This window comes from Salmonella sp. SAL00670 (genome assembly GCF_046552235.1).
Lineage (GTDB): Bacteria > Pseudomonadota > Gammaproteobacteria > Enterobacterales > Enterobacteriaceae > Salmonella > Salmonella enterica.
Genome location: NZ_JBGDUO010000004.1, coordinates 309,916 through 334,645 on the forward strand (window position 1 = coordinate 309,916; position 24,730 = coordinate 334,645).

At 37.8% G+C, this 24,730-nt stretch carries 25 protein-coding genes, 1 tRNA gene and 1 pseudogene; 11 read left to right on the forward strand and 16 right to left on the reverse strand.

Translation table 11 applies throughout. From position 1 onward, the window contains the following. Positions 1-73 precede the first annotated feature (73 nt). Complete coding sequence (idnK, locus tag ACLJRS_RS15405; RefSeq protein WP_000896756.1) at positions 74-604, forward strand: gluconokinase; 531 nt, start codon at positions 74-76, stop codon at positions 602-604. 27 nt (positions 605-631) lie between these two features. On the opposite strand, the gene ACLJRS_RS15410 is transcribed toward idnK, so the two are convergent. Beyond that, on the reverse strand, positions 632-1,651 hold the full coding sequence (locus tag ACLJRS_RS15410) for an NAD(P)-dependent alcohol dehydrogenase (RefSeq protein ID WP_000152557.1): 1,020 nt from the start codon (positions 1,649-1,651) through the stop codon (positions 632-634). Positions 1,652-1,873: 222 nt separating this feature from the next. Here ACLJRS_RS15410 and ACLJRS_RS15415 point away from each other — a divergent pair. The 5 genes from ACLJRS_RS15415 (at position 1,874) to ACLJRS_RS15435 (ending at position 7,171) form a co-directional block, all read left to right on the forward strand. Further along, a tRNA-Leu gene (locus ACLJRS_RS15415) sits at positions 1,874-1,958 on the forward strand. Positions 1,959-2,146: 188 nt separating this feature from the next. After that, positions 2,147-3,400, forward strand: coding sequence for a tyrosine-type recombinase/integrase (locus ACLJRS_RS15420; RefSeq protein ID WP_410957840.1), 1,254 nt, complete (start codon positions 2,147-2,149; stop codon positions 3,398-3,400). 144 nt (positions 3,401-3,544) lie between these two features. Next, positions 3,545-4,807 (forward strand): hypothetical protein, encoded by a 1,263-nt coding sequence (locus tag ACLJRS_RS15425; RefSeq protein WP_410957841.1) that lies wholly within the window; start codon positions 3,545-3,547, stop codon positions 4,805-4,807. A 3-nt stretch (positions 4,808-4,810) separates the two neighbouring features. Next, positions 4,811-5,686 (forward strand): hypothetical protein, encoded by an 876-nt coding sequence (locus tag ACLJRS_RS15430; protein WP_410957842.1) that lies wholly within the window; start codon positions 4,811-4,813, stop codon positions 5,684-5,686. Between the two features lie 756 nt (positions 5,687-6,442). Next, on the forward strand, positions 6,443-7,171 hold the full coding sequence (locus ACLJRS_RS15435; protein WP_410957843.1) for a hypothetical protein: 729 nt from the start codon (positions 6,443-6,445) through the stop codon (positions 7,169-7,171). A gap of 250 nt (positions 7,172-7,421) precedes the next feature. Here ACLJRS_RS15435 and pilV read toward each other — a convergent pair whose 3' ends face one another. Next, positions 7,422-8,957, reverse strand: coding sequence for a shufflon system plasmid conjugative transfer pilus tip adhesin PilV (gene pilV, locus ACLJRS_RS15440; protein WP_410957862.1), 1,536 nt, complete (start codon positions 8,955-8,957; stop codon positions 7,422-7,424). A gap of 307 nt (positions 8,958-9,264) precedes the next feature. After that, a complete protein-coding gene (locus tag ACLJRS_RS15445; RefSeq protein ID WP_410957844.1) occupies positions 9,265-9,576 on the reverse strand; it encodes a conjugal transfer protein TraD in 312 nt (103 codons plus the stop codon). An 830-nt stretch (positions 9,577-10,406) separates the two neighbouring features. Between ACLJRS_RS15445 and mobQ the strand changes: the two genes are divergently transcribed. Together mobQ and ACLJRS_RS15455 are read left to right on the forward strand one after the other, a co-directional pair. Further along, positions 10,407-11,888, forward strand: coding sequence for a MobQ family relaxase (gene mobQ, locus ACLJRS_RS15450; RefSeq protein ID WP_410957845.1), 1,482 nt, complete (start codon positions 10,407-10,409; stop codon positions 11,886-11,888). A 76-nt stretch (positions 11,889-11,964) separates the two neighbouring features. Continuing rightward, positions 11,965-12,459 (forward strand): hypothetical protein, encoded by a 495-nt coding sequence (locus ACLJRS_RS15455; RefSeq protein WP_410957846.1) that lies wholly within the window; start codon positions 11,965-11,967, stop codon positions 12,457-12,459. A 282-nt stretch (positions 12,460-12,741) separates the two neighbouring features. Here the strand turns inward: ACLJRS_RS15455 and ACLJRS_RS15460 are convergent, their stop codons facing one another. The 4 genes from ACLJRS_RS15460 to ACLJRS_RS15475 all read right to left on the reverse strand — a co-directional run bounded on the left by ACLJRS_RS15460 (position 12,742) and on the right by ACLJRS_RS15475 (position 14,966). Then, positions 12,742-13,002, reverse strand: coding sequence for a hypothetical protein (locus tag ACLJRS_RS15460; protein ID WP_410957847.1), 261 nt, complete (start codon positions 13,000-13,002; stop codon positions 12,742-12,744). A 173-nt stretch (positions 13,003-13,175) separates the two neighbouring features. Then, positions 13,176-13,826 carry a hypothetical protein gene (locus ACLJRS_RS15465; protein ID WP_410957848.1) on the reverse strand — a complete coding sequence of 217 codons (651 nt, stop codon included), beginning with the start codon at positions 13,824-13,826 and terminating at the stop codon, positions 13,176-13,178. 27 nt (positions 13,827-13,853) lie between these two features. Next, positions 13,854-14,396, reverse strand: coding sequence for a DNA-directed RNA polymerase subunit beta (locus tag ACLJRS_RS15470; protein WP_410957849.1), 543 nt, complete (start codon positions 14,394-14,396; stop codon positions 13,854-13,856). Between the two features lie 15 nt (positions 14,397-14,411). Beyond that, positions 14,412-14,966, reverse strand: coding sequence for a hypothetical protein (locus ACLJRS_RS15475; RefSeq protein ID WP_410957850.1), 555 nt, complete (start codon positions 14,964-14,966; stop codon positions 14,412-14,414). 203 nt (positions 14,967-15,169) lie between these two features. Between ACLJRS_RS15475 and ACLJRS_RS15480 the strand changes: the two genes are divergently transcribed. After that, on the forward strand, positions 15,170-15,490 hold the full coding sequence (locus ACLJRS_RS15480; protein WP_032741560.1) for a helix-turn-helix domain-containing protein: 321 nt from the start codon (positions 15,170-15,172) through the stop codon (positions 15,488-15,490). A 436-nt stretch (positions 15,491-15,926) separates the two neighbouring features. On the opposite strand, the gene ACLJRS_RS15485 is transcribed toward ACLJRS_RS15480, so the two are convergent. Then, on the reverse strand, positions 15,927-16,697 hold the full coding sequence (locus tag ACLJRS_RS15485) for a hypothetical protein (RefSeq protein ID WP_410957851.1): 771 nt from the start codon (positions 16,695-16,697) through the stop codon (positions 15,927-15,929). A 395-nt stretch (positions 16,698-17,092) separates the two neighbouring features. Continuing rightward, positions 17,093-17,355: pseudogene (locus ACLJRS_RS15490) on the reverse strand (hypothetical protein). A gap of 1,055 nt (positions 17,356-18,410) precedes the next feature. On the opposite strand from ACLJRS_RS15490, the gene ACLJRS_RS15495 reads away from it, so the two are divergent. Continuing rightward, positions 18,411-19,109, forward strand: a complete 699-nt coding sequence (locus ACLJRS_RS15495; protein ID WP_410957852.1) for a DNA-binding protein — start codon at positions 18,411-18,413, stop codon at positions 19,107-19,109. Between the two features lie 31 nt (positions 19,110-19,140). On the opposite strand, the gene ACLJRS_RS15500 is transcribed toward ACLJRS_RS15495, so the two are convergent. The 6 genes from ACLJRS_RS15500 to ACLJRS_RS15525 form a co-directional block, all read right to left on the reverse strand. Further along, positions 19,141-19,380: a DNA-binding protein gene (locus tag ACLJRS_RS15500; protein WP_410957853.1), complete on the reverse strand. Its 240-nt coding sequence runs from the start codon at positions 19,378-19,380 to the stop codon at positions 19,141-19,143. A 69-nt stretch (positions 19,381-19,449) separates the two neighbouring features. Continuing rightward, on the reverse strand, positions 19,450-19,800 hold the full coding sequence (locus ACLJRS_RS15505) for a hypothetical protein (protein ID WP_410957854.1): 351 nt from the start codon (positions 19,798-19,800) through the stop codon (positions 19,450-19,452). 39 nt (positions 19,801-19,839) lie between these two features. Continuing rightward, complete coding sequence (locus tag ACLJRS_RS15510; protein WP_000182398.1) at positions 19,840-20,076, reverse strand: hypothetical protein; 237 nt, start codon at positions 20,074-20,076, stop codon at positions 19,840-19,842. 52 nt (positions 20,077-20,128) lie between these two features. Continuing rightward, on the reverse strand, positions 20,129-20,425 hold the full coding sequence (locus ACLJRS_RS15515) for a hypothetical protein (protein WP_109183688.1): 297 nt from the start codon (positions 20,423-20,425) through the stop codon (positions 20,129-20,131). Between the two features lie 78 nt (positions 20,426-20,503). Then, complete coding sequence (locus tag ACLJRS_RS15520; protein ID WP_021553003.1) at positions 20,504-20,818, reverse strand: hypothetical protein; 315 nt, start codon at positions 20,816-20,818, stop codon at positions 20,504-20,506. A 180-nt stretch (positions 20,819-20,998) separates the two neighbouring features. After that, on the reverse strand, positions 20,999-21,202 hold the full coding sequence (locus tag ACLJRS_RS15525) for a helix-turn-helix transcriptional regulator (protein ID WP_187259164.1): 204 nt from the start codon (positions 21,200-21,202) through the stop codon (positions 20,999-21,001). Positions 21,203-22,100: 898 nt separating this feature from the next. On the opposite strand from ACLJRS_RS15525, the gene ACLJRS_RS15530 reads away from it, so the two are divergent. Continuing rightward, positions 22,101-22,976, forward strand: coding sequence for a phosphorothioated DNA-binding restriction endonuclease (locus ACLJRS_RS15530; RefSeq protein WP_000199884.1), 876 nt, complete (start codon positions 22,101-22,103; stop codon positions 22,974-22,976). 478 nt (positions 22,977-23,454) lie between these two features. On the opposite strand, the gene ACLJRS_RS15535 is transcribed toward ACLJRS_RS15530, so the two are convergent. Beyond that, positions 23,455-24,171 (reverse strand): YebC/PmpR family DNA-binding transcriptional regulator, encoded by a 717-nt coding sequence (locus ACLJRS_RS15535; RefSeq protein WP_410957855.1) that lies wholly within the window; start codon positions 24,169-24,171, stop codon positions 23,455-23,457. Positions 24,172-24,730: the final 559 nt, after the last annotated feature.

Genomic DNA, 24,730 nt, shown 5'->3' on the forward strand with positions numbered 1-24,730 from the left:
AATTAAAAAACGTGAAATTGTCGAACGTAGAGGCGTAATATTGTGGAGTGGAATATGACTCAGAGGTATTTAAATGGCCGGGGAAAGCTATATTTTAATGGGTGTTTCAGGTAGTGGTAAGTCTTTAATAGGCAGCAAAATTGCAACATTATTTTCTGCGAAGTTTATTGACGGCGATGATCTCCATCCGGCGAAAAACATTGATAAAATGTCTCAGGGAATACCGTTAACTGATGAAGACCGCTTACCCTGGCTGGAACGATTAAATGACGCTTCATACAGTCTTTATAAAAAAAATGAGACGGGATTTATTGTCTGCTCATCATTAAAAAAACAGTACCGCGATATTTTACGTAAGAGCAGCCCTAACGTACATTTCCTGTGGCTGGACGGCGATTACGCTACCATTCTGCAGCGAATGCAGCGTCGTGCCGGGCATTTTATGCCGCCAGACCTGCTGCAAAGTCAGTTTGACGCGCTGGAGCGACCGTGTGCCGATGAACATGATATTGCGCGTATCGATGTTAATCATGACATCGAGCACGTGACGGAGCAGTGCCGACTGGCTGTACAGGCTTTTCGTCAGGCACTCAGCGCTTCCTGATCATTGTCAAAGCGCTGAGTCAGGCGGTCAGAAGTCAGCTTTTAGCACTACACGATAGCGGGCTTTGCCGTCGCGAACGTGCTGAATAGCCTCGTTGATTTGTGACATTGCGAACAGTTCCGTGGTGGGCGCGACTTTGCTGCGACCGGCGAATTTCATCAGTTTGCGAAGTTCATATGGCGTTCCGGTTGCCGAGCCTGAGATACTGCGATCGCCGGCAATTAATGTAAACGCCGGTACGGGCAGCGGCTTCAATACGGCCCCAACGGTATGGAAGTTGCCGCCATAGGTCAGCGCTTCGAAGTAGGGTTGCCAGTCGAGATCGACGTTGACCGTGTTGATAATGAGATCGAACTGACCCGCCAGTGCTTTTAACGCTTCCGGATCGCGGCTGTTCACCACGTTATTGGCCCCCATCGCCAGCACTTCCTGCTCTTTCGATGGATTTGAGCTGAACGCGGTGACTTCGCAGCCCATTGCGTGTAACAGCTTTATGGCGATATGCCCCAACCCGCCAATACCGATGACGCCAACGCGGCTGGTAGCAGTAATATGGTGCATCAATAGCGGTTTAAAGACCGTAATACCGCCACATAACAGCGGGCCTGCGGACGCCATATCTATATTCTCCGGAAGAGGAATTACCCACTGCCAGCCTGCGCGAAGCTTCTCGGCAAAACCGCCACGATTGAGGATAGTGGGCACAGCGCCTTCCAGGCAGTTAATTTGATTGCCGCTGATACAGGCATCGCAGTGTCCGCAGCTGCGCGCCGTCCAGCCGATTCCAACGCGCTGGCCGACTTTTAGCCCCTTATCCTGTGCCGCGCTGCCGAGTGCGGCCACCCGACCGATGACCTCATGTCCGGCAACCAGAGGGTATTGAGAGAACCCCCATTCATTGTCGATCATCGACAGATCGGAATGGCAGATCCCGCAGTAGTCGACCCGTACCTCGACATCTTCCGGTTGGAGTTCTCCCGCGTCATATTCATAGAGTTCGAGTTCGCCGCCCGCCTCTTTGGCGGCGTAGCTTTTTATTATCGTCATTGTGCTTCCCTTAATGTGGTGTTGAACTGAAAAGTGTAGAGCATGGAGGCAAGGGACGCCCGGCGTTAATCTGCTGGAGAAGGCGGGAAGTAGCCTGATTATTCTATTTAATCCTCAACGCTGCTGAAATTTTCAGCACTTAGCGATACAGGTGTATGCTCGTGCTTGCATGGCGGCGTATGACAGGTATAATCCACAACGTTTTCCGCATACCTCTTCAGTGCCGAAGTGGCGAAATCGGTAGACGCAGTTGATTCAAAATCAACCGTAGAAATACGTGCCGGTTCGAGTCCGGCCTTCGGCACCAATCAAGTCTTTTTTTTCGTCTACTAAAGTCTATTTACGTATACAAAATCAATAAGTTAGATATCATACCTCTCGTTTCAGGTCTATTAAAGTCTACTGTCGTATATCAACATCTACCAACAAATGATGGTATAACTGTTGGTAGCTTCGGTTCGATTGAAATTGATACCAACACGGGGAGGGGGATCTATGGCTCTTACTGATATTAAAGTCAGAACAATTAAGCCTGCAGACAAACCTTTCAAACTTACCGATGGGGAGGGGATGCACCTGTTGGTTAACCCCAATGGCGCAAAATACTGGCGTCTTCAATATCGTTTTAGTGGCAAACAGAAGATGCTGGCGTTAGGGGTTTATCCAATGGTTTCATTGGCAGAGGCTCGTAAGAGGCGCGATGCTGCAAAGAAACTGGTATCTGATGGTATCGATCCCTCTCAAAAGAAAAAAGAGGACAAGATTGAAGAAAGCGGAGCACTAACCTTTGAGGCTGTAGCAAGAGATTGGCATGCATCCTGTAGCAAAAAATGGTCGGAGTCCCATAGTGAGCGGGTGCTTAAAAGCTTAGTGGATAATCTTTTCTTTGCGTTAGGTAAACGTAAGATTTCGGAACTGAAAACTCGGGATCTACTCGCTCCAATAAAGGTAGTAGAGGCGAGTGGGCGGTATGAAGTAGCTTCGCGCCTCCAACAGCGAACGACTGCAATTCTGCGTTTTGCGGTACAGAATGGTCTAATTGAATATAATCCAGCTCAAGACATGGCTGGCGCAATCGCTGTAGCTAAACGTGTGCATCGCCCAGCTCTGGATTTCGAACGCTTGCCCGAATTGCTTGATCGTATCGAATGCTTTAAAGGTCGAAAGTTGACTAAATTGGCAGTGAAACTAACACTGCTGGTATTCATACGTTCAAGTGAACTGCGTTTTGCAAGATGGGAAGAAATCGATTTTAAAAATGCGCTTTGGACGATACCTGCAGAACGAGAACCTCTGAAGGGCGTAAAGCACTCACATCGTGGTTCTAAGATGCGTAGCCCTCACCTCGTGCCTCTAAGCCGTCAGGCATTGGAAGTGTTAAAAGATATAAAACAAATCAGTGGGGATTACGAGTTGGTCTTCATCGGCGATCATCAGCCGGATAGGCCGATGAGTGAGAACACTGTTAACAAGGCTCTTCGCTCAATGGGCTATGACACTAAAACGGAAGTTTGTGGACACGGGTTTAGGGCGATGGCCTGTAGTGCGTTGACCGAATCAGGGTTATGGTCAAGGGATGCTGTTGAGCGGCAAATGAGCCATCAGGAACGCAATACCGTTCGCGCGGCTTACATCCACCTTGCTGAACATCTCGATGAGCGCAGGCTAATGCTACAGTGGTGGGCTGATTATCTAGATGCGAATTGCAATAACATGGTTAGGCCGTTTGAGTTTATCTATCGAGAATAGAAACTTAGATAAGAGTAGTAACTTAACTCTTGTAAAAATGTAACACTATGTTTTTTTAATATATTTTAATACTTCATTAAAAACCAAGTGCTTTAGGGTACAATCAGAAGCACTTGATAGATTGGTTTAGATTGGTAAATTACTATGCTCAAAAAAACAGCTCGTTCTGGAACATTTGCAGACAATATGAAACTGCCTGTTCATCGTTGGTTTCGATACTCAGCAGGGTTTTCTGCTGAGTGGGTCAATTCTGAGATTTTAAAATACCAAGAAGAAACTGGTAATAAAGCTATAGTACTTGAACCGTTCACAGGTTCAGGAACCACAAATATATCTTCTGACTCATTAAAAGTTAAGTCTTATGGATTTGAAGGACATCCTTTTATTGTAAGAATTGCTAAAGCAAAACAGTTATGGGATACAAGTATATCAGATTTTAATGAGGCAGGAAAAGCGACCCTTAATTATGCAATGTCTATTAAATCGGACGCTAAAATTGATAGATATGAAAATGACAATCTTCTTGGAAAATGTTATTCGTTTGAATCATTCGAAAAACTGGATCGGTTGAAAAGAGCCTATGAAAAATTATCAACAACAGAACCCGTTTGGGAGCTAATTCGATTAAATATTACATCGATCCTTCGAGCTTGTAGTCACGTAGGTACTGCACAGTGGCAATATGTATTGCCAAATAAGTCTAAATCTAAGGTTCTTGATCCCTTTGAGGCTTTCTCAGGAAAACTAGAATTAATGAAGTCTGATATGTTGCATGCTGTTTCTTCTGGATGGGAAAGCTGTTCTAAAATAGAACATCAAGATGTAAGACGTCCGTTTCAAACTGAAAAATGTAATTTGCTCATATCATCACCACCATATCCAAATAATTACGATTATGCTGATGCTACGCGATTAGAAATGATGTTTTGGGGAGAGATCAATGGCTGGGGTGATCTAAAGGATGTTGTAAGACCATCTCTTATGAGGTCTTGTTCTCAACACTCCGCTGCTGATAAAATTGACTTAGATGAATACATTTGCAATCCATTATTATCCCCAATCAAAGATGAAATAGCTGATATTACAAAGCAATTAGATATTATTCGTCACACAAAAGGCGGAAAAAAAACATACCACACCATGATTGCTGCTTATTTTTTGGACTTGGCACAGACATGGGTAAATTTACGAAAAAATATGGATAAAGGGTCAAAGGTCTGCTTCGTTATTGGTGATTCAGCACCTTACGGAATTCATGTTCCAGCAGAACGATGGCTGGGAGATTTAGCTCTTTCCGCTGGTTTCTCTGAGTATAGTTTTGAGAAATTAAGGGATAGAAACGTTAAATGGAAAAACAGGACACATACAGTACCTTTACATGAAGGTAGACTTTGGATAAAAGGATAAAAAATGGCTACATCCCCATCACATAAATTAGGTCAGCTTTTAGGTAATATGCTTGAAAGCATTTTCATCCCTCTACTTCAGGGAGTTGCAGATAGACATGGCATGTATCTGGATGTTGTTGGGCAACCACGGGAAGGAAGAAAGGGCAAAAAAATAACTTGGGCCGATTCTTACGGAAGCACTCATGACTTGGATTTTGTGTTTGAATATGGTGGATCATCTACACAATTAGGAAGACCTGTCGCATTCATTGAATCGGCGTGGAGAAGATACACTAAACACTCCAAAAATAAAGCTCAGGAAATTCAAGGGGCTATTCTACCAATTGCAGATAAATATTATATCGAATGTCCTTTTAAAGGGGCTATACTTGCTGGAGAATTCACTGAACCTTCACTAAAGCAACTAGCAAACTGTGGGTTTCATGTGTTATATATCCCTTATTCAAATATAGTTTCGGCTTTTTCTCAATCTGGCATAGACATGTCTTTTGATGAGAGCACTTCTGAAGTTCTTCTTAGCCAAAAGGTTTCTGCGATTGAAAATATAAGCCAAGAGCAGCTTCTTTCCATTAAAAAAATTATTATTGATTCAAATAGAAATGATATAACTACTTTTATTAATATACTGGAAGGGAAAATAAGTAAGTCTTTGAAAAAGGTAGTTATAACTCCACTTTATGGAAATAACTATGAATTCAATAGTTTAAGTGATGCTAAGAATTTTATTAGTGGTTATAATATACAACATTCTGCAACAGAGAATTATGTATTTAATAATTTTTTAATATATGTTGTTTACATGAATGATGACCATATAAAAGCTGAGTTTTCATCAAGCACAGCTGCAATTAATTTTCTAAATGCAGTAATAGTATGAGAATAGAGTATTGATTTTTTTAATCAATCATAACGCTGTCAATATTTTAGGGCCTATTGGCCCTATGCCATCTCTATTAAGAGAACTAATTACATGTTTCCCCTGATGTGGGACAACCAAATCAACCCATTAGGTTGTAAACAACTCCCCATATGTTGGGCAATCAAGTATTTCATGAAGTGAATGTTCTCGATGAACTCTTATTAGAGTATTGATTGTCAAATTTATATTTCTGTTGAAATAGAATACTGTCATAACAGCTCAACAGTAAATTAATTTAACCACCCTGCATAATTTTTTAAGGATCGAGTGAGTCAAATTCTCAATTACAATTTACAATAAGCATGATTTTATTATTAATATGTCTCTGCTTGATGAATAAATATAATTATCTGTATATTGTCTTTTTCATAAATATGAATGTCTTGTATTAGTGGTTTTTTAATATACGTCATGGATTCTAGCTTCCATATCTGAACAATATGATAAATTAAGTATCATGGATTTATTTAACTGAAGAATATAATACCACTATATCCGTGTAATGTAGGTACACCCCTGAATATTTTTTCAATCTACCTTAGCCTAGGGATAATTATAATTAGACACTAGTAAATATGTACTCTTATATTTAATGGAAATAATAAATTCATTATATATCAATACTTATGTTGGGGAGTAATTCATTTATAGATGTTTAATAAAAAATATTGTATAATGTAAAATAGATTTTATGAAAAAATTCGTAGGTGTTGAATGTATACTAAAAATAATAATGCTGAATATAAAAAAATAGATTTTTCCTATTTGATGTTGAAATTTAAGTACGAAATGAAATATCTTGAAGGTTATTTATCTTTTACGAAAGATTTAGTAAATGACAAAGGTACTCGATTATCTGAGGAAATGTACAATGACACCAAACTGGCCCCAGAAAATGAAAGTTTGATATTGGATATTTTTGAGAACGAAGGTAAGTCTTTATTGTGCTACTATCACCACTCTGCTGTAGTTTTGATTTATTCAGTTCTTGAGACGGTGCTATCTGAAATCTGCTATGAAATTTTTACAAACACTAGTGCGAAATTTTCTCATGATGATTTATCAAGTGGTAGTTTAATAGGTAAAGCAAAAGACTATCTTGTCATTACTTCTGGTTTGGATTTTTCATTAATTAGTGGGGAATGGGCTGAAATAGGAAAGTATCAGAATTTACGTAATATTATTGTTCATCAGAACTCTTTTTTTACAAAAGGTAGAAAAGGGTTAAAACAAAAAACGAGTATTAAAAATAACTTCCCAGATATTGAGATCTCTAATCTTGGAGATAAGTTTTATATAGTTAAAAGTAGCACTTTATTGAAGTTTATAAGAACAATAGAGATATTCATCTATAAAATATTAAGCTATGTGGAGCAGGTTGATTTTCTCACTAAATATAATGATTATCCTATTAACTTGTCAAATGAAGATATGCCATTCTAAATTAATTTGAAAGTAATGTCCATCTCAGATTCTGTTTTAGAATATTATTGTCTCCCTGAGATATCATCAATGAATTTTTCTTCTTGTATTTTAAATACAACCTTATCCTCATTACTGACATTTTGAAAATAGATTAATATCCCTGCACAAACTCCTTGTAGAAATCTTCTATTTTACAGCCGACAACTTTAGCTACTTCTGCAGATGTGTTTGATATAAGATCATATGATCTACTTGTATTAAAACATAATCAACCCCAAACCCAGTTTGCGGTGCAGTCTGTAGTGCCTGATTGATTATTATTCTCAGGTGTGCTGCCAGTTATAGAAATCCCCTTAAAGTCAACAAATACGTTGAGAGTACCTTTAGCCCAACCAGTATCCATACCAAAATTTGAAGATACTCGTGTATATAACTGACCTGATTCATCGATTTTAGCCATATAGATTCTTCTCCCGCTACCTGAGCTATTTCGGGAAGTACACTGTATGGTTTGAGGCGGTGGTGCTTTAAAGAAGCCACTTCCTGTTCCTTGCCACACTCCATTAACACAAGATAATAGTTGTCCAGTACTGGTCCTTCCCTGTAAACCATTTGGTGAACAACCTCCGCCACTAACGGCAACACCATTGAGTTGAAGATATTCACCAGCACTTAATCTACCATTAGCGTCTATATTCCCGTTAGAATGAATATAATTAGAATTGACATTTCCTGATGCCCATACATATGCTGTGTTTAACGTGCCATTAGCATCTATATTTCCGGTTGACTTTAAATAACCACCATATATACCTGCAGATGTTTGAATATTTTTACCTCCATATGCTTGTATGGTATTAGCATCTATCATATTCCACCCACCACCCCATTTCTGGAAATATACACCACCATCGCCCATTGTTCTGAACCAGTTCTGCGTGTAGGTTTCACCACGAGACGTGAGCGTAGTACCTGAAACAGTGTTATTTGAATTGATAGTTCCATTTACTTGAGCATTACCTCCAACGTTCAAATTTACTCCAATATTTGTATCTCCGGTAGAATGCAATGTGTTTGTTGTTATCGTTCCTGCTGCTGTTATATTTCTGGCATTATTTATATCCTGATTACCCATGTTTAAATTACCTGTCATAGGTAATGTGCCATCACGACGCAAATACACTGAGTACATTGAAGAATCGTACCCAACACGATACGCCAGTAGACCCGCTGCAGTAATATTATTAAAAGCTGATGATGTCTCTGTCCATGCCCCCTGTAGACCTGATACTAAAGCAGCTGATTTCGTCATTCCACTATCAATACCAGCAATTTGCATAGCCTTTCCTAACAAGTCATAACGATACCTCCCGCCTTCCAGCCAAGGAGAGGTTGTTGTAATAAGACCATTGATAACATAGTTAGGAGCTGTTCCTGAACGTTTTAACATTATCTTGTAAGAAGACTTTTGCATGTTAACGCCTGTATAACCTACAGGTAGAAACCCTTCGTTTACTAACGTTTGATATGTAATTTCACAACCATTAGAGGAACATGTTCTTGGTCCCGGATCACTGGACTGACTGCTACTTGATGAAAGTGTTGATAATCTGTCATAGTGGATACTAATATAGCGATTTACCGCCTCTCCTACCTGTTTTATCTGATTACCAACAGTATCAGCCATCATGTTTTCTTGATTAGTTTTCATGTCTTGAAATTTTACGAAAGCAATCACTGTTCCAATACTTAAAACCAATGTTAGCTCCAATAAAGAAAATCCCTTATTATTTATTCCTTTCATTTTTATCATCCTCTTTGACCCCATCATCAATTAATTAACAAAAATAAAAAATTGGTCAATGGACGTTGTGTTATTTATGATAAAAAATGATTGTTAGAACAATCAATAGTTTTTATTAATGGTATGGGATTACATAACGCCTTTTGATTAACTTTCTACTATCCTACTCTGTTAATAGTCCATAAACTCAACAAGCCAATATTTATACTCCACATTATAACGTTTGTACTCATTAAGATTAATGCGATATTATCCAGTTCACCAAATTGCACATTCATATCCTTATTATTTAATAATAGCACAGTTGTTATTCTTGTCTGCCAATCATATCTGCAAGGAATCTTTTTCCAAGTATCTGAAATTTTATCTTATCTTCAGCGCTCACGCTTTGAAAATATAATATTAGTCCAAGCACAAACTCCTTATCGACATCTTCTACTTTACAACCTACTGCTTTAGACACTTCTGCGCCAAGAATGATCTTCAAACGTGTCTCGGCACTCTTTGTTAATAATTTCTCTTTAGTCTTTAGACGATTCAAACGCATCTGCGCTGATGCTATTTTTTGCTTTACTGTTTTTTCTGATCTTGGTTTTCTGTTTTTATCACTATCACTCATAATTACTTCTCCTTCTAGTTATTAAAAACATGCAATACAATTAAAAAGGAGAAAGGTCAAACCATAGACAGTAAGATGAACGTTTTTATTTAAGATTCAATCTCGCAGCACCAAAGGATTGTTTAAAACAATCATTGCTGAACAAGTTTATCTTGTCCATGATGGGATTCATCCCGAAAAATGGTGTTTTGGTTTTGAAAATGAGATAACAGTAAGGTCAAAATAAAAGTGTGCAACACATACGAGCGCAACCACTGACTTAAAATATCTAATACTCTCCGCGTTACTTATTTTATTAAAACAATAAAAACAATGTCATCTGTTATCTTTTGATTCTTATTTCTGTTCTTAACCTGTGAATTGTGCAACACGTAAAAATAATTTTTATTTTAACTATTTTACCTTAATTCAGTTTTCCCGCCTTACGGCGGGGGGGAAAAGTACTCTTTTTGTCCTTACGGGTGCTATCTAAACACAAAAAACTAATATTATTATACTACTTCAGCCGTTAATCCGATTCTAGCCTTATTAATTTCACAGGCATTGAAACTAGCGTTATTATTTAACTGTAGAAAAACTTTATACATAGTCGTTATTTTTAGCTCCTTTAGGAGATATAAAAATAAAGCAATGCCCACCTATACACTCACTTCGTGAGCGTGTGGGGTCTACCGACGGTTGCCTGCCGCAGGCTAACACCGTTTCCTACGGAAACAAGGTCAACGTCAACACCAGAGTTTTTCTTGCGAAAAACTAAAACCAGCATAGTCGCATTGGAGATTTATATTTTAGTTTGATATTTAAATTTATATTGAGGTTGTTTTTATTGTATGGCTATTTTTCATCTTGATTTTAAAATTGTGAAACGAAGTGAGGGCAAATCTTCCGTTGCGAAAGCTGCCTATCATGCTCGTTGCAGAATCACAGATGAAAGAACAGGTGATACCTATGATTATAGTCGCCGTACTGATTTATGCGGGCATTTCATTTTAGCACCTGTTAATGCTCCAGAACATATTGTTAAAGATTCTACAGCATTGTGGAATGAAGTTGAAAGGGTCGAGCGCCAGCAAAATGGTCAGACAGCCCGTTATTTCGATGTTGCCATTCCTGCCGAGTTAAATAATGATGACAAGAAAAGATTTGTTCTTGAATATTGTCAGAAAAATTTCGTTGATAAAGGCATGATTGCTGATATTGCTTTTCACGATCTCGATAGCGATAACCCACATGCTCACGTTATGTTAACATTAAAAACCATAGGCCCGAAAGGTTTTGGTAAAAAAGAAAGAAGCTGGAATGACCGAAAAATGTCTGTCCTTTGGCGTGAATCATGGGCATCAATGGCTAATAGCTATCTTGCTGCTGCTGGTTCATCAGAACGTATTGATCATCGTTCCCTTCAGGTCCAGCACGAAGAGGCATTAGAAAAAGCGGCGGTTGCTCTGGATAATGAAGAAAAAGCACTATGGCTTGCCAAAGCCGCTGAAACAAACCGTCTTCCAATGAAGCGTATCCACAGTGCCAAATGGCGTAATAAAGCTGTTCAGGAACAAAGAGCCGCAGAACAGGCTGTTCGTGACGCAGCGAAGCAGGAAGCGGTTGAAGTCTATAAGACCTTCAGCGAACTTGACCTTGAAATCGTCGTTGATGTCAGAAGCTTTACTGTTTCTGTTCTTGCTGAACCAGAACAGATTGTATTACCAGAAACGCACTCTGGTTCGTCTACCAGTGAAGCGCAAAGACCTGTACTGGTAGTCCCAGCACCTCATATTCGTATGCGTGGAGTTAAGTCTTACCGTGATAAAACAAAAATCAGTAAGGTCGTTGCTGCTAAGAAGCCATCTGTCAGTATTTCTGACTCTGGAACAAATACTCTTTTGAAAACAACCTTTTCTAAAACCTCAAATAGGGCATCCAGAAGCGCCCCTAGCAAAATTAATAAGAAAACAGCTACTCTGCGTCAGGATAATATTTTCAAACGTTTCACTGCCATTTTAGTTGGTTTTATCAGGGATAAATTTATATGGGCTAAAACAGACAAAACTAAAGTTGATATTATCAGTAAGGAACATGATAAACGCATTGCTGAAAATTATTTCTTTGACGAAGTATTAGGTCATCCTGTTCCACGTGCTGAATACGAGAAACGAGCTAAGTTTAACCAAGATGACTACAAGCCAACACCGGATGAGATCAGGCGTTTTCCGAGTCGTCCCAAAAATGAAATACCGAAACACGATAATAGTTTTGATCTCACTCAATCTATAGATAATACATTAAAGTTAAAATCCCCGGGCCACAGAGAATGAGAATAAAAGACTCTTTTTAATTCTCAGCCAATAATGTATATTACCAAAATAAATCATCTTACCCAACCAAGGATATATGTTGCTAACGATTACCGAAATTCAAGATGAAGCTGTAAAGTTTCGAAAATTGATTGAGACATGTGATAAAGAAAAAACCAGTCTTGTAATAAGCGACTTCCCTGTTATGAGTTGCAAGCTTACTTCAATGCTTCTTTCCTTTCATTTTCTACAATTATGCCCTGAGCTTGTGATAAAAGGTATAAGCGCAGAAACAGGCAAAGATGATCACATAACTCATTACTGGCTTGAGATAAATGACATTGTGATTGATATCACTGGCGACCAATATAACATTATTGATGATAAAGAACTTAATAATAAGATTATAAACAGCAGACCTTTTCCTGAAGTTCATGTCGCACATAAGAAAGACAGTTATTTACACAAGATATTCAAGAACCGTGAAGAAGAATATCTGATTTCAGGATTTCCAACTATTAAAGAAAGTTTTATTGAAAAAATGAAACGTGGATATAGCCAGTTATTAAATAATAAACATATTGAAAAATAATTTAATCCCAAGAAAAATAAATCATCGTAAATTAATATATTGGCGTGGTTTATTAATTTGTCGGCGACATCCTTAACATGGCTATATCATTATCAGAGAAAATCGCCTTACCCACTATAACACCCACAATAGCAATGAGCGGCAAGCTGATAGCAGCCCCAGCCATTGCTGGTTTTAACAAGAGTCGTAACACTATCAGAAATTAGCATTCATGCCCTGTCATTGGTGAGTGTTTATGTTTTTTATCTATACAAAAATCCGTTAATCAGATAAGGATTTATCTCATTCAGCCCTGTCGTAAAAATAAAAGGACCAAGCATCACAAAACCATTTGATACTTTTATCATCAGATGGATATTCATATCCTTTAAGATTTTCTTTGAAAAAAGATATTTGTGATGGCGTCAACTTCCCAACAAGTATCCTTATTAGGTCTTCTGAAGGATATTTATCAAACTCATCTTTGTTAATACCTGTTTTTTCTTCAATGATTCCTACAGCTTTAACTATCTCACATAAAACATCATCTTTTTTATTGTTCATTATTATCTCCTTTTTTGTTTTATATTTAATACCATATAAATAAAACAAATGTCAAAAAAACTTAAAGATTATTTAAAGATAATTAACATGAAATTTATTTAACATATTACCCAGTACAATAAGCCCTGTATCAAACAGGGCCATATGAATTAAAGATTACAAATTAAAACAGCTTACAAGTTATCATTATTTCGCGTTTCAATAGCATCACGATAACGCTGTTGTTCCACAATATCCAGATTTGGATCAAATAATACACTTGATCCTTTCACAGCTATATCGGCATCAATCTCTGATTGGGGAGCGTAGGCTATATGACCATTAGGCTGTGAAGTGGCTGTGTGGATATATGTCCCATAGTTTTTGCTATTCCCGGAACAACCGATATAAGCCAACAGGCAGGCGAACAGGAAGAAGAATGTCCATACTGTGTTATAGCCGTTAATCGTATATCCACTTCCATCCACATCTGAAAACACGCCATTAAATCTGATGGCATAGACAATCAGGAATGATGTGAGGATAACAGCCCTGCTTTTACCTACGGTTAAATGCTTACGCATGAATTTCACCGTTGGAAGAAGTGTGACCACAAACAGCCCAATAGCAACAACGACCAGCCATACAGGAAACAGCCCGTATTTTTGCGTGGTGTTCTGCGATAGCGTCACAAGGGACAGCACCAAGAAAGCGTTAAGCAGAAACAGTCTGAATGCCAGCGATACCTTCACCTTCTTTGATATCTTATTTAGAAACAGCATCGGAATCAGTGATGGTATGTTTATCAGCAGCCCCATGAAAATCACCCAAGAGATCGAGTTCATAGCTTCTTCCTGTAATTACCTTGCGGCTTAGCCGTTATTGGTTTTCACCAGAACAATTTTGGCTTCTTCTGGTTCAGACATCCCTTTCACGCCAGAGAAGGCATTTTTATCAACCCAGCCCGGCACGCCATCCAGTTTCCACGTATAGGTCACTTGCGTCATTTTAACGCCATTACCCTCACTCGGTTCAGTCCAGCTTTTAACCTCAGCTACGGCACGGTGACCAACACAGGCACCTTTCTCACGGTCCCAAAACTCAACCTCTTGGCCTTTGTCTGTTACTTCCAGAACATCGACACTACTGAAACCATTAGCTTGTTGAGAAACATCAAGCAATCCCTGATTAGCCAGACCTTTTAAGATTTCATCGCTGGCACTGTATCCAGTAGAACGATAGCCGTGATTAACCCGGATGGGGAAACCTTTATTAAACACAATGTCATTGTCCTGCAGTGAGTAGCACAGCTTTGATTGCGATATTTTCGCGTTGATCGCTTTCTCAAAATCCCCTTTTTCACCGCATCCCGATAAAAGAGCAGCAAGACCTGCTACGAGTAAAAATTTACGCATCGTGTTATCCCAGAGTTATTTGTTGATAGTGCCGTTTCTCAGAACAACCAGACGAACTGGCATATCGGCGTTGTTGACGGTAGCGAATCCCCGGACTTCGAAATTGTTTACCGTTCCGGTGACGCTGACTTTCTGGCCCTTCTTATAAGTGAGAACGGCATCATCAAGGCCGGAGTAGTAATCGATCCATACCATGCCGCCGCAGTAGCTTGTATCAGCTGTTTTAAAGAGCAGATAATAGTTAGGGTTAGATTTGGGCATTCCCGTCATCATATCGCTGGCACTTCTGCCCTTCGTAACTTCAAGAACAGTGGCATTGGTGATAGAGATCCTTTTGCCAGTCCATTTCTTTTCTGTTGCCATCGCATTTTCTTCATAGTCTTTGCAGACAGCACCAAGGCCAGATACAGACGATACCGGGCCAAGGCTTTGAGTGGTGGCGGTTCCCCCCAGCGCTTTACCTACTGAAGACAACGAAGAACTGATTGCTCCATTAACTGTATTCACGCCATCGTTGAGCTGCTGGCATCCTGTCAGTGCCATTCCTGCCACAAGTAAGATTCTCTTCATTTTCATATCCCATAGGTCAATACATACAAAACGGTATGTACTGGTATGGGTCGCGTGAACTTCTCCAGATATCGCTTTTGATAGCATTGAGGTTATCTGTATCGGCAAACCAGTACATCATCACAAGCAAATACTACGTTAAACGTAGTATCGAAAACAAGGAAAAACTACGATTCTCGTAGCTCTTAATGATGAGAGTATTTATGAACCAGCGAGAATCCCATAGAGACATCTTTTGTAAGCGTTTAAAGGAAGCGCGGCTTGCTGCTGGTTTGTCTCAAAAGAAGCTGGGCATTGCAGCCGGGATTGACGAATTTGTAGCAAGCACCCGCATTAACCGATATGAAAAAGGAGTACATGAAGCAGATATCCATACCGCTCAGAAATTAGCACAGACGCTAAATGTCCCATTAGCATATTTTTATGTGGAAAATGATCAACTTGCTACTATTGTGATGAATTTTGATAAACTATCTGAGGAAGATATAGAAAATATAATTATCAAAATCAAAAAATCTAATTAGTAGAAGTTATAGAGACCGCTTCCTCGTTGTTAATAATAACTTGTATCTTCCCTCGGATATAGACGACTCACACATTAATGAACTCATTATTTACTTTAAACATGTCAAACATCAATTTCCCGTATGGGCCTGTAATATATTATTGGTATATACAGCTCTATATTCTCATATAGGCTAATAGGTATATTTTTGATGTTGATAGAATATCTATTTTAGCGATAAAGTTTTAATCAATATTTTCTCATACCATCTAAAACACAGTTCAAAAATATTATACCCCAATATATCATCTAAAAGTTTCATACATTCTTTAAATGTTATCAAAGTTAATCGAAAAATTCATGATGAAATAACTTATTTAAATAAAGCAGAGCCATAACTCTCACATGGCCCTAACTTATTTCATGCATAAGTGTTCAATCCATCCAAGTCACCCTTATCCATTTTGGATGTCTTTTTTTATTCTTATTGCCAACTCAACAATTTCTTTCAGATATAACTGATGATTTGCTACTTTTTTTAACATCAATGCCCCCAGAGATATACCTAATAAAAATGCTAATCCGAACATGATGACAGTATTAGTGGAGTTCGTGTTAGAAAGATCACCGATAAATGTTTTACTCAATGTATCAAATCCAATTGATGCCTGTACTGCCGAATAGCAAAGACCCAAGATTGATAATACCGCTGTTTTTTCACCAAAAAAACTACTAACCCTCACTGTTATTCTATTTATCTTAAGTTGTAGCCAATGAATTGCATATAGAAGTTCAATTTCTGAATAACTTATAAGTAGTTTTGCATTTTCTTCATCATGCGAGATTTCACAAGTAAAATCATTAAATGATTCTCTTTTCCAGTCTATTAAATGCTTTACTCCTAAGATAGGTGGCAATATCATTATTATTAGCCCAATAAACATTATAGTAAAATATAACCCATAGATAACATTTACCATTACATCAGTTTTAGCGAAACTAGTTAACTTATATAAAGCAATGCATAAAGCTAGCGCAGCAATAATAATAATTACAATTGCAAGCAATCTACCATGTATTTTGTCGATTACTTTATCTGTTTTACTTTTGTATGTATAAGGTGCATACGGCTTCATATCACTAAGAATTTTAATTATTTGATTAATCCTTAATATATCATCTCCTATTAATAGCTTAATGTGTTTTTTATTTCCTCTTGCATTCATATAACTTAACACAAATCGAATAAAAATACTTCATTTTTAAAACACACAAAAGTATGATTAGTAAATTTGATGACAAAAAAATTACTTATAACGAACAATAGTCAAGGTATTAAGAGCTTAGCTATATTAGCTTCATGGCAATGATACAATAGAGTTTGCTTTTTAAAGTTCGAAAATTAATCATTCATTTCCTCCGCATTATCAGATAAATTATTTTACCAGACACTGCTTTTTACCACATTCGACTTTAACCTGACGCATTTTCATTGATAAATATGGATATAGGTTCAGTTAAAAAATTGATTTATGAATAATTACACTAACTATTTAATATCATACAGCAGGTTTGAGAAACATATATAATACCTGTAAGATATTGTAACTAATAACTCAGATTATAACATCTGTGATTTTATAGTTTCTTCACTTATCAGAGTGGGTTCTGAAACCATACGAATATAAATATTCTTTATCCTGTCTTTTTCGCAACGACTTACAGACTCAGATAACAGCTATAATTATTGACACAAATGTCATTACCATTTTCAAGAGTAAGTTTTATTCCATGTTCGGTATCTTCCACTTTGTTTACAATACAGATCATGAATGGTGTTTTCTCATAAGGATGAAATAGTGTTATTATTTTAATATTGTTCATTTCGTTATCTCCTATTTTATTTATTACTATTTAATACTCTAGCGTAAGCATTAAAATCAAATATATTTGTGTTTTATCCAAATTTTTAAACTTCTTTTTGAAAAGATCTTTATCTCTGTGCTTACGCACGGCTACGCCCTGATACTGGCATTTATTCATTAACTTCAAGATTGTGGTTTTTTAGAATAATCTATCCGGTCATTATTAAATTTATTTTCACTATCAAGTTAGAATTAACATTCTATGTTTAAACATATTTTTCCCTTTAGATATATAGCATTTGCTCTTAAACGTATAGGAAAACTATATCCTTGGCAGCAGCACTTCGTGATTGTTCGCAACAATCACTCTGCTGAACAGGGCTTGCCCCTGTTAATATTGGATTTATCCAAAAAAGATCTCGTCGAAGACGCACACAAAGTAAAAGGAAAACTAATTAATCTCTCACAATAAAAGCAGCAATTCGTGATTGTAGAAAACAATCACTCCGCTGTAATAACATTATAGTAAAAATAAAATAGGTAGCACAAGGTACCATTTTCATAAGGCACAAATAAACTCCGTCGCAAAACATTTCTGAACATAACAATTAAGGAAAGTTTTAATGCCACTCATTTTCATACTGAAAACCTCCAACGCCTTTCATAAAACAGCAGGTGCCATTCAACAGGCACACATTCCCTTTTACTATATTAAACTTATTACTATATTACAGCCATTATTTCTTATACAAAACAATAGATTACTGAGGAAGGGTTATAGATTCCTATAACTATGTTTATCGATATCTATAACTCGGGTTATAGTTTTCTATAACCATAGTTAGCAAAAGCTATAACTATAGTTCCGTACTGAAACTATTATTTAATAACTGGCGGATATTCCATTCTCAGTAAACTTATTCCAGCCAGAAAGTAATGAGCCTTTATCCATCATACTCAATGGATAGCTCTCCACTATTTTAAAACTTTTTCCATTTATTTTTGACTTTGTTATTGATCATAGTGTTTAATCTGTTATGTATTAATAAAAACAATAACAAAAGGAAAAATACAATGACACAAATAGATTTTCAATCCCTTAGCAGTTTATCCCCCTTTCAGCTAACACAGTATATTGATGATCATCTTTTCACTAATGAACAGAAAGTGCAAATATTCGAACATTATCACAGCACACATAAAGACACTACCAATATCTATTCGAGAAAAGAAAACATTAAATCTATTAAGAAAGATGTTGATTATGTCCATATGTTCACAAAAAACTTCCAGCAACTCGCAGAACTTGATATTTCCAAGAATGAGTTGAAGGTTATCGCAAGGATTTTAAACATCATGGAATTTGGAAACTGCTTTCATATATCGCAAGCAAAGCTATGCCGCGACTTAGATATTAAAAAATCAAATATGTCTCTTGTCTTTAAAAAGCTCAAAAAGAAAGGGATCATTATTGATAAAGATGGAGATCTCTTTATGAACTCCAACATATTTCTTAAGGGACAAGCGCATTCTATCAATGCCAAACAACGCCCTAATGTTAAAAAGGCACAGGGATTTAACGCTAATAATGAACCAGTATTTGATAATGTTTATATATTTAATAAAACAAATGATTCTGACAATCAACCTACAGAGGGAACGACTATATCTGAGCCACCAAAAACATCTGATAGCTGTTCTAACAAAGAAACAGATCCAGCACTGACGCTGCAGTATCCTAAAACAGCAGAGCCAGCTTATGATGATGTTTAATATATAAGCGAAGAAGCAACATAGTGACTGGCTACTGCCAGTCAATGAGATCCTCTGGTGATATCCTATCCTTCTCCATCAATTTGAGGATCTTTTTCATTTTTAACTTACGTGCCTTTTTCTCACCAATCTCCAGATAGTATTCTTCCCGCCGTTCCGCTACTACCTTGCGGAACTTCTTCAAGAGTTGGTTCAATGTCTTTATATCAGTGGTAGCCGCTTCAGCTTGGATTTTTCTATACATATACATAACGTGGAATTCATCAATCATATTGGTTATCTCCGATTCTTTACAGGATTATTTCCCTCTGCACGAGGGAATGTTCATCATGCTTTAATATCAAATCACTGTGAACTTTAACTTCCAATAAATAGGATCTTGATTTTTATCTTGCTTTAGATTTCTCATAACAAGTTCAATAATGTGTTCTTGATGCCAATATAATATTGTGGCTTTTAAATCTCTTCTATTGATATCAGATACATCATTTTTGACAGAGTATTTCTTCATCTCACGAGCAATCAAAACGTCATATGTGATGCCTGAAAGGAAACCATCATTCAAAATATCTATTGCTGTTTCAGGATGTTTTTCATAAATACCATATATCTCATCACAGTATCCTTGTAAGATGTTAGCAATAAGTTCGTTTTTTGTTTCCTCATAACTATTCAATATAATCTCTTTCATCTTTAATCCTTTTATTTTGTTAATGGTTAGTAAAAATAATTAGTTGTTATAACCGATATTGATGATAACGGAGCCATATTCCAAATCTAACTCATCAACTAAATCGTTATTGACATGTCTATTTAAAGCATCAATCAAGTTCTTATCCCCTATCATTTCTTCAACTGAATACCCACTTAGAGCAACAAATACATCAAAGCTTTCTTGAATAGTATTCATTACGTTAGGAGTTCCTTCGCACAGCATACTTACTACTACAGATATTTTATTTGTCATTTATATTTTCCTTTATTAATAATCTTAGCCCCTTGCGGGGCAAAATGGATTCTTATTTTCTGAAGCTGTCTGAATATCTAACCAACATAGCAGCAACCATTTCAAAGTTAACCTGATTAATATCACCGTTATTACCCTCTTGGGCAGTGAATATTTCAAAGTTGTTCTGAATGTGGTCAATCACATGGATAATAAATGGACTCATAAAATCCGGGTCATCTAGATAATCATTAGCATCCCCATCGCCATTAACCTCCATGAACATATTCCAGCTTGTGGCAAATGATCTACATGCAAGGTCATAGAACAGTTCAGTTGATTTATTAATACCTATCTTCTCTTTAAACATATTTATATCCTCATAGTTAATGCTTATTTAATTCATTGTGTTTTTTATTAGCCCCTTCCGGGGCCGAATACGCGGTTATTAGCTCATACTAAAAAGTAATGCTTGAGTATGTACATATCTCATTTCATGCATAACTTTATCCATATCAACATAAATCAGTCTTTCTCTTTTACCTGCCTCTTCCATATGTTCATCAAAGCGCTTTTCCAGATATTCTTTAACATGCAAAAGATATGATTCAGTTCTATTACTATCTAACATTATAGCTTCCAATACCTCATACTCTTCCTGCTCTTTATATATACGTATTCCTGTGATATAAAGATTCTTCGCCATAGCAGTAAAAACTTTAGTTGATGAGTCCTTAATGTTATTTAGTTCTTCAGTATTCATATAGTTACTCCTTATTTTTTAAATGTATAACTCCCTGCATTTGCATGCATTACTTTGAGAGCAGATTATTTTTTCGTTTTATTATGATGCTAAGTTCGATTGTGTTTACATATGACCTCCTACGTTTATATTTTTAGTTAATAGACTAACCAGCTACCGAAACCATTATGATTTTGTTTTTTATGCTACTTTATTACGTGATATAGAAATCTTTTCATCAATCCACTTATCTATATCACTCTCTAAGAATGCTATTGCTCTTTCACCAAGTTTTATTGGCGATGGGAATTCATTACGGCTAATCAGGCGATAAATCCAAGCCTTACAAAGGCCAGTTCTATTTAGTACTTCAGGTAAACGGATAAATCTTTTTCTTTCGTTCATATATTTCCTCGTCGTTGTTTTGATGAGGTTATTATTCGAATCTCGCTTATGACAATCAACACCTGTTTTTTCGGAATTATTGCGTAAATGAGTGTTTTTTGTACAAATCAGAAAGGAATGGTTTGAATGCTGTTACAAGACGGGGCTTAGAAGGCTTTAGCAAAAAGTGCTATTTTTAGAAGCGGAAAAAGGATTTTAGAAATGTATCTATTTATCAATTAATTATGATAATTCAGTTTAAATTCTGTACTGCGGAGGATACCCCTTGTACAGCGCATCCCTCTTTGCTCGCAAGAATGCGTTTCATCTGTTGTTCACTTCAAAGCCCGTATGAGTTAGTAGCTGTCAGCATCGTGCACAGAGTTTCCGTACGCAACCACATAGATACGATTCCGGGTATGAAGTGGAACACTGACTTCGCGCATGACCTAGGGGACAATAACTGACACGCCATTTCTATCTAATATTACTTTAGCTTCCTTATACGGAATGTCAGAGTTGTTCTTGCCAACAGCTCGTTAAGAGATTTAAGCTGTAGGTATACTAATGAGTTATCACGCTGTTCGATAATCACTGAATGGGACTGTTGGTATATTTGTTGGTACTGAAAATTGTCTTTTAAATTTTATTACATTTTAACATAGGGTTAAATGCGATGTTCGAGTCCGGCCTTCGCACCAAAAGCATATAAATGGACCTCAACTGAGGTCTTTTTTATGCCTAAAATCCAGAAGTTACCTACCTTTCTCGGTTGAGCGCTGTGTTTTTTCCGTTGTTATCAGAATGCTAACTGTCAGTACAGAGCCGACAGACAAAAAGTATGTCTGCAATAATGTCTTGAATGTACATATAGTTGCGAGCATCATCGCAACTATGTGCTCATGGATTCTTCAACGTAATGACCTCTGACAAAACCCTAAAGCAAGCGATATCAAATATTACTATTTGGCGCAAAGGCGAACAGCGAGCGCCGCATAAGCCGTTATTGCTGTTATATGTCCTCTCGCACTATCGGCAGGGTCACGATCGCCTGTTTGATTATGGTTCTGAAATTCATGAGCAATTGCTGGATTTGTTGGAGCGCTATGGGCCACAGCGCCGTGAACAGCGCCCGGATATGCCGTTCTGGCGTTTGAAGGGCGATGGTTTCTGGGAATTGCAAAACGCGGAATTCTGCTCAACCAGCGGTAGCCGCCAGCCACCTAAACGTGAACTCATTGAATATAATGTTGCTGGTGGGTTTGATACCGTCAATTTCGCGTTGGTAACAAAAAAACGTAAGCTAATCGACACGTTGGCGCAGCAGATCCTTGAGGCGCATTTTCCGACCAGTATTCAGGAAGACATCGCTGACGAGATGGGTTTTGATATTCGCACCTCTCTCCGTCAACGCGATCCGAAGTTCCGCCAGGCGGTGCTACGAGCTTACAATTATCAATGTGCGGTTTGCGGCTTCAATATGCGCCACGACAACGCCCCTATAGCCCTTGAAGCAGCCCATATCAGATGGAAGCAGCATCATGGTCCTTGTGAAGTGCCTAATGGCCTGGCGTTGTGCGCAATTCATCATAAAGCGTTCGACCGTGGTTCGATTGGCCTGGATGAAAATATGCGTGTGGTGGTTTCCGACGCGGTGAATGGTGGCGGGGTGGTACAGCGGCTGTTCTGGGATTTTGCGGGGAAAGAGATCGCGTTGCCGCAGATGAAAGAAAATTATCCGGGTGAACGGTTTGTGGAATGGCACAAGAGGGAGGTGTTCAGAGGAGGGCATTGATCTGGGGGAGTATTTTGAGTGGGGTATACGTTATCTGTAAAAAATAGCTCCACATCAAAGGCATCAAAGTAATCGGCCACGGTTCTCGCACTATGGTCTGTAGCGCGCTGGTGGAGTCACACCTGTAGTCAAGCGACGCGTAGAGCGCCAGATGAACCATTACGAGCGCAAGCAGAATTTATAAGGGCGGTGCCTTAAAGAGCACAGGGAGATTGTAAGTAGCCCGATATTGCTGGCTTTTGCTTAGCTTGCTGACGGGATTCGTCGTATGAAACATGAAAATTACCTCATGTTTTATATAAGGATTCGACACTATATCAAAACCGGTAACTCTCAATCTTTCAAAGCTATGTGTCAGATCAGGTCGTGATAAGACACATAAATTTAAAGATCTATATATCTGGCCAGATAGACTTTTTTATAACAGCTTTATAAATTAAACAAATCTGCCATAGAGACAGATTTGTTTAATTTATAATTAGAGGTTTGCAACGTTATGATATACTTTTTGCACATCATCATCATCTTCAAGGGCATCAACAAGTCCTTCAAAGATTTCTAAATCTTCTGGTGAAAGTTCAACTTCTGATTGAGCAATCATTTCTAATTCTGTTGTTGAAAATTCAGTAATTCCAGCTGCTTTTAGCGCTGCAATTCCTTTGTGCAGGTCTGTCGCTTCAGTATAAATAACGATGTTTCCTTCTTCTTCGGTTACATCACGAACATCAACTTCAGCATCAAGCAAAATTTCAAAAATATGGTCAGGGTCTGTTCCTTTAAATACAATCACTCCAGTATTGTCAAACATATAGCTGACAGCACCTGCCGCTCCGATATTCCCGCCTTTTTTATTAAAAATTGTGCGGATATTAGCAATCGTACGGTTAACATTAGACGTCAACGTTTCAGCGATAACCATTGAACCATTTGGTCCAAAGCCTTCATAACGCCCTTGCACGAACGTTTCATCTCCGCCACCTTTGGCTTTATCAATGGCTTTATCAATAACATGTTTTGGAACCTGTGCTTGTTTCGCACGTTCAATAACGAATTTTAAAGCTGAGTTTGATTCCGGGTCTGGTTCACCTTGTTTAGCCGCAGCATAGATTTCTACACCAAATTTTGCATATACTCTGGACGTTGCACCGTCTTTAGCCGTTTTTTTAGCAACAATATTTGCCCATTTACGTCCCACTGGAAACATCTCCTCAAAGAATTATTTACATTAATGGCAGGTTAATAACCTGCATGTTTTTCTGCCGTATTATATCATAATATATAAATTCTCGTCTATGAGAAATAAAAAGTTCCAGCTTTTACGGAGGATTACTTTGATTTTAACAATGGCTAATATGGTGGGTAAGTCATTTTTTAATTTTCTTCTGGTTCTTTTTTTATTTTTAATAATTGAATCGCAGCAATAACGTCTTATTGATGGTGGTTTCGCTCATCAGGTGAGGTGGAACGCTTGCACGTCTTGCGACATATTGTGGCAGAAACTTAATGGCGAAATTAAGAGCCTATCCCATTAGGGCTATTTTACTTGCCATTTTGGACCTGGGCAGTGCTCAAAATCCTCACGTACTACGTGTACGCTCCGGTTTTTGTGCGCTGTCCGTGTCCAAACTGGCTGCGCCAATAACGCCTGGTGGGATAGTCTCTAAGACGATATATTCCCGCCATGAGCCGTGTTAATTTGTTGAATACTTTTAAATGGAGGTATACCTCTTGTAGGCTATACCTCCTGCTTTACG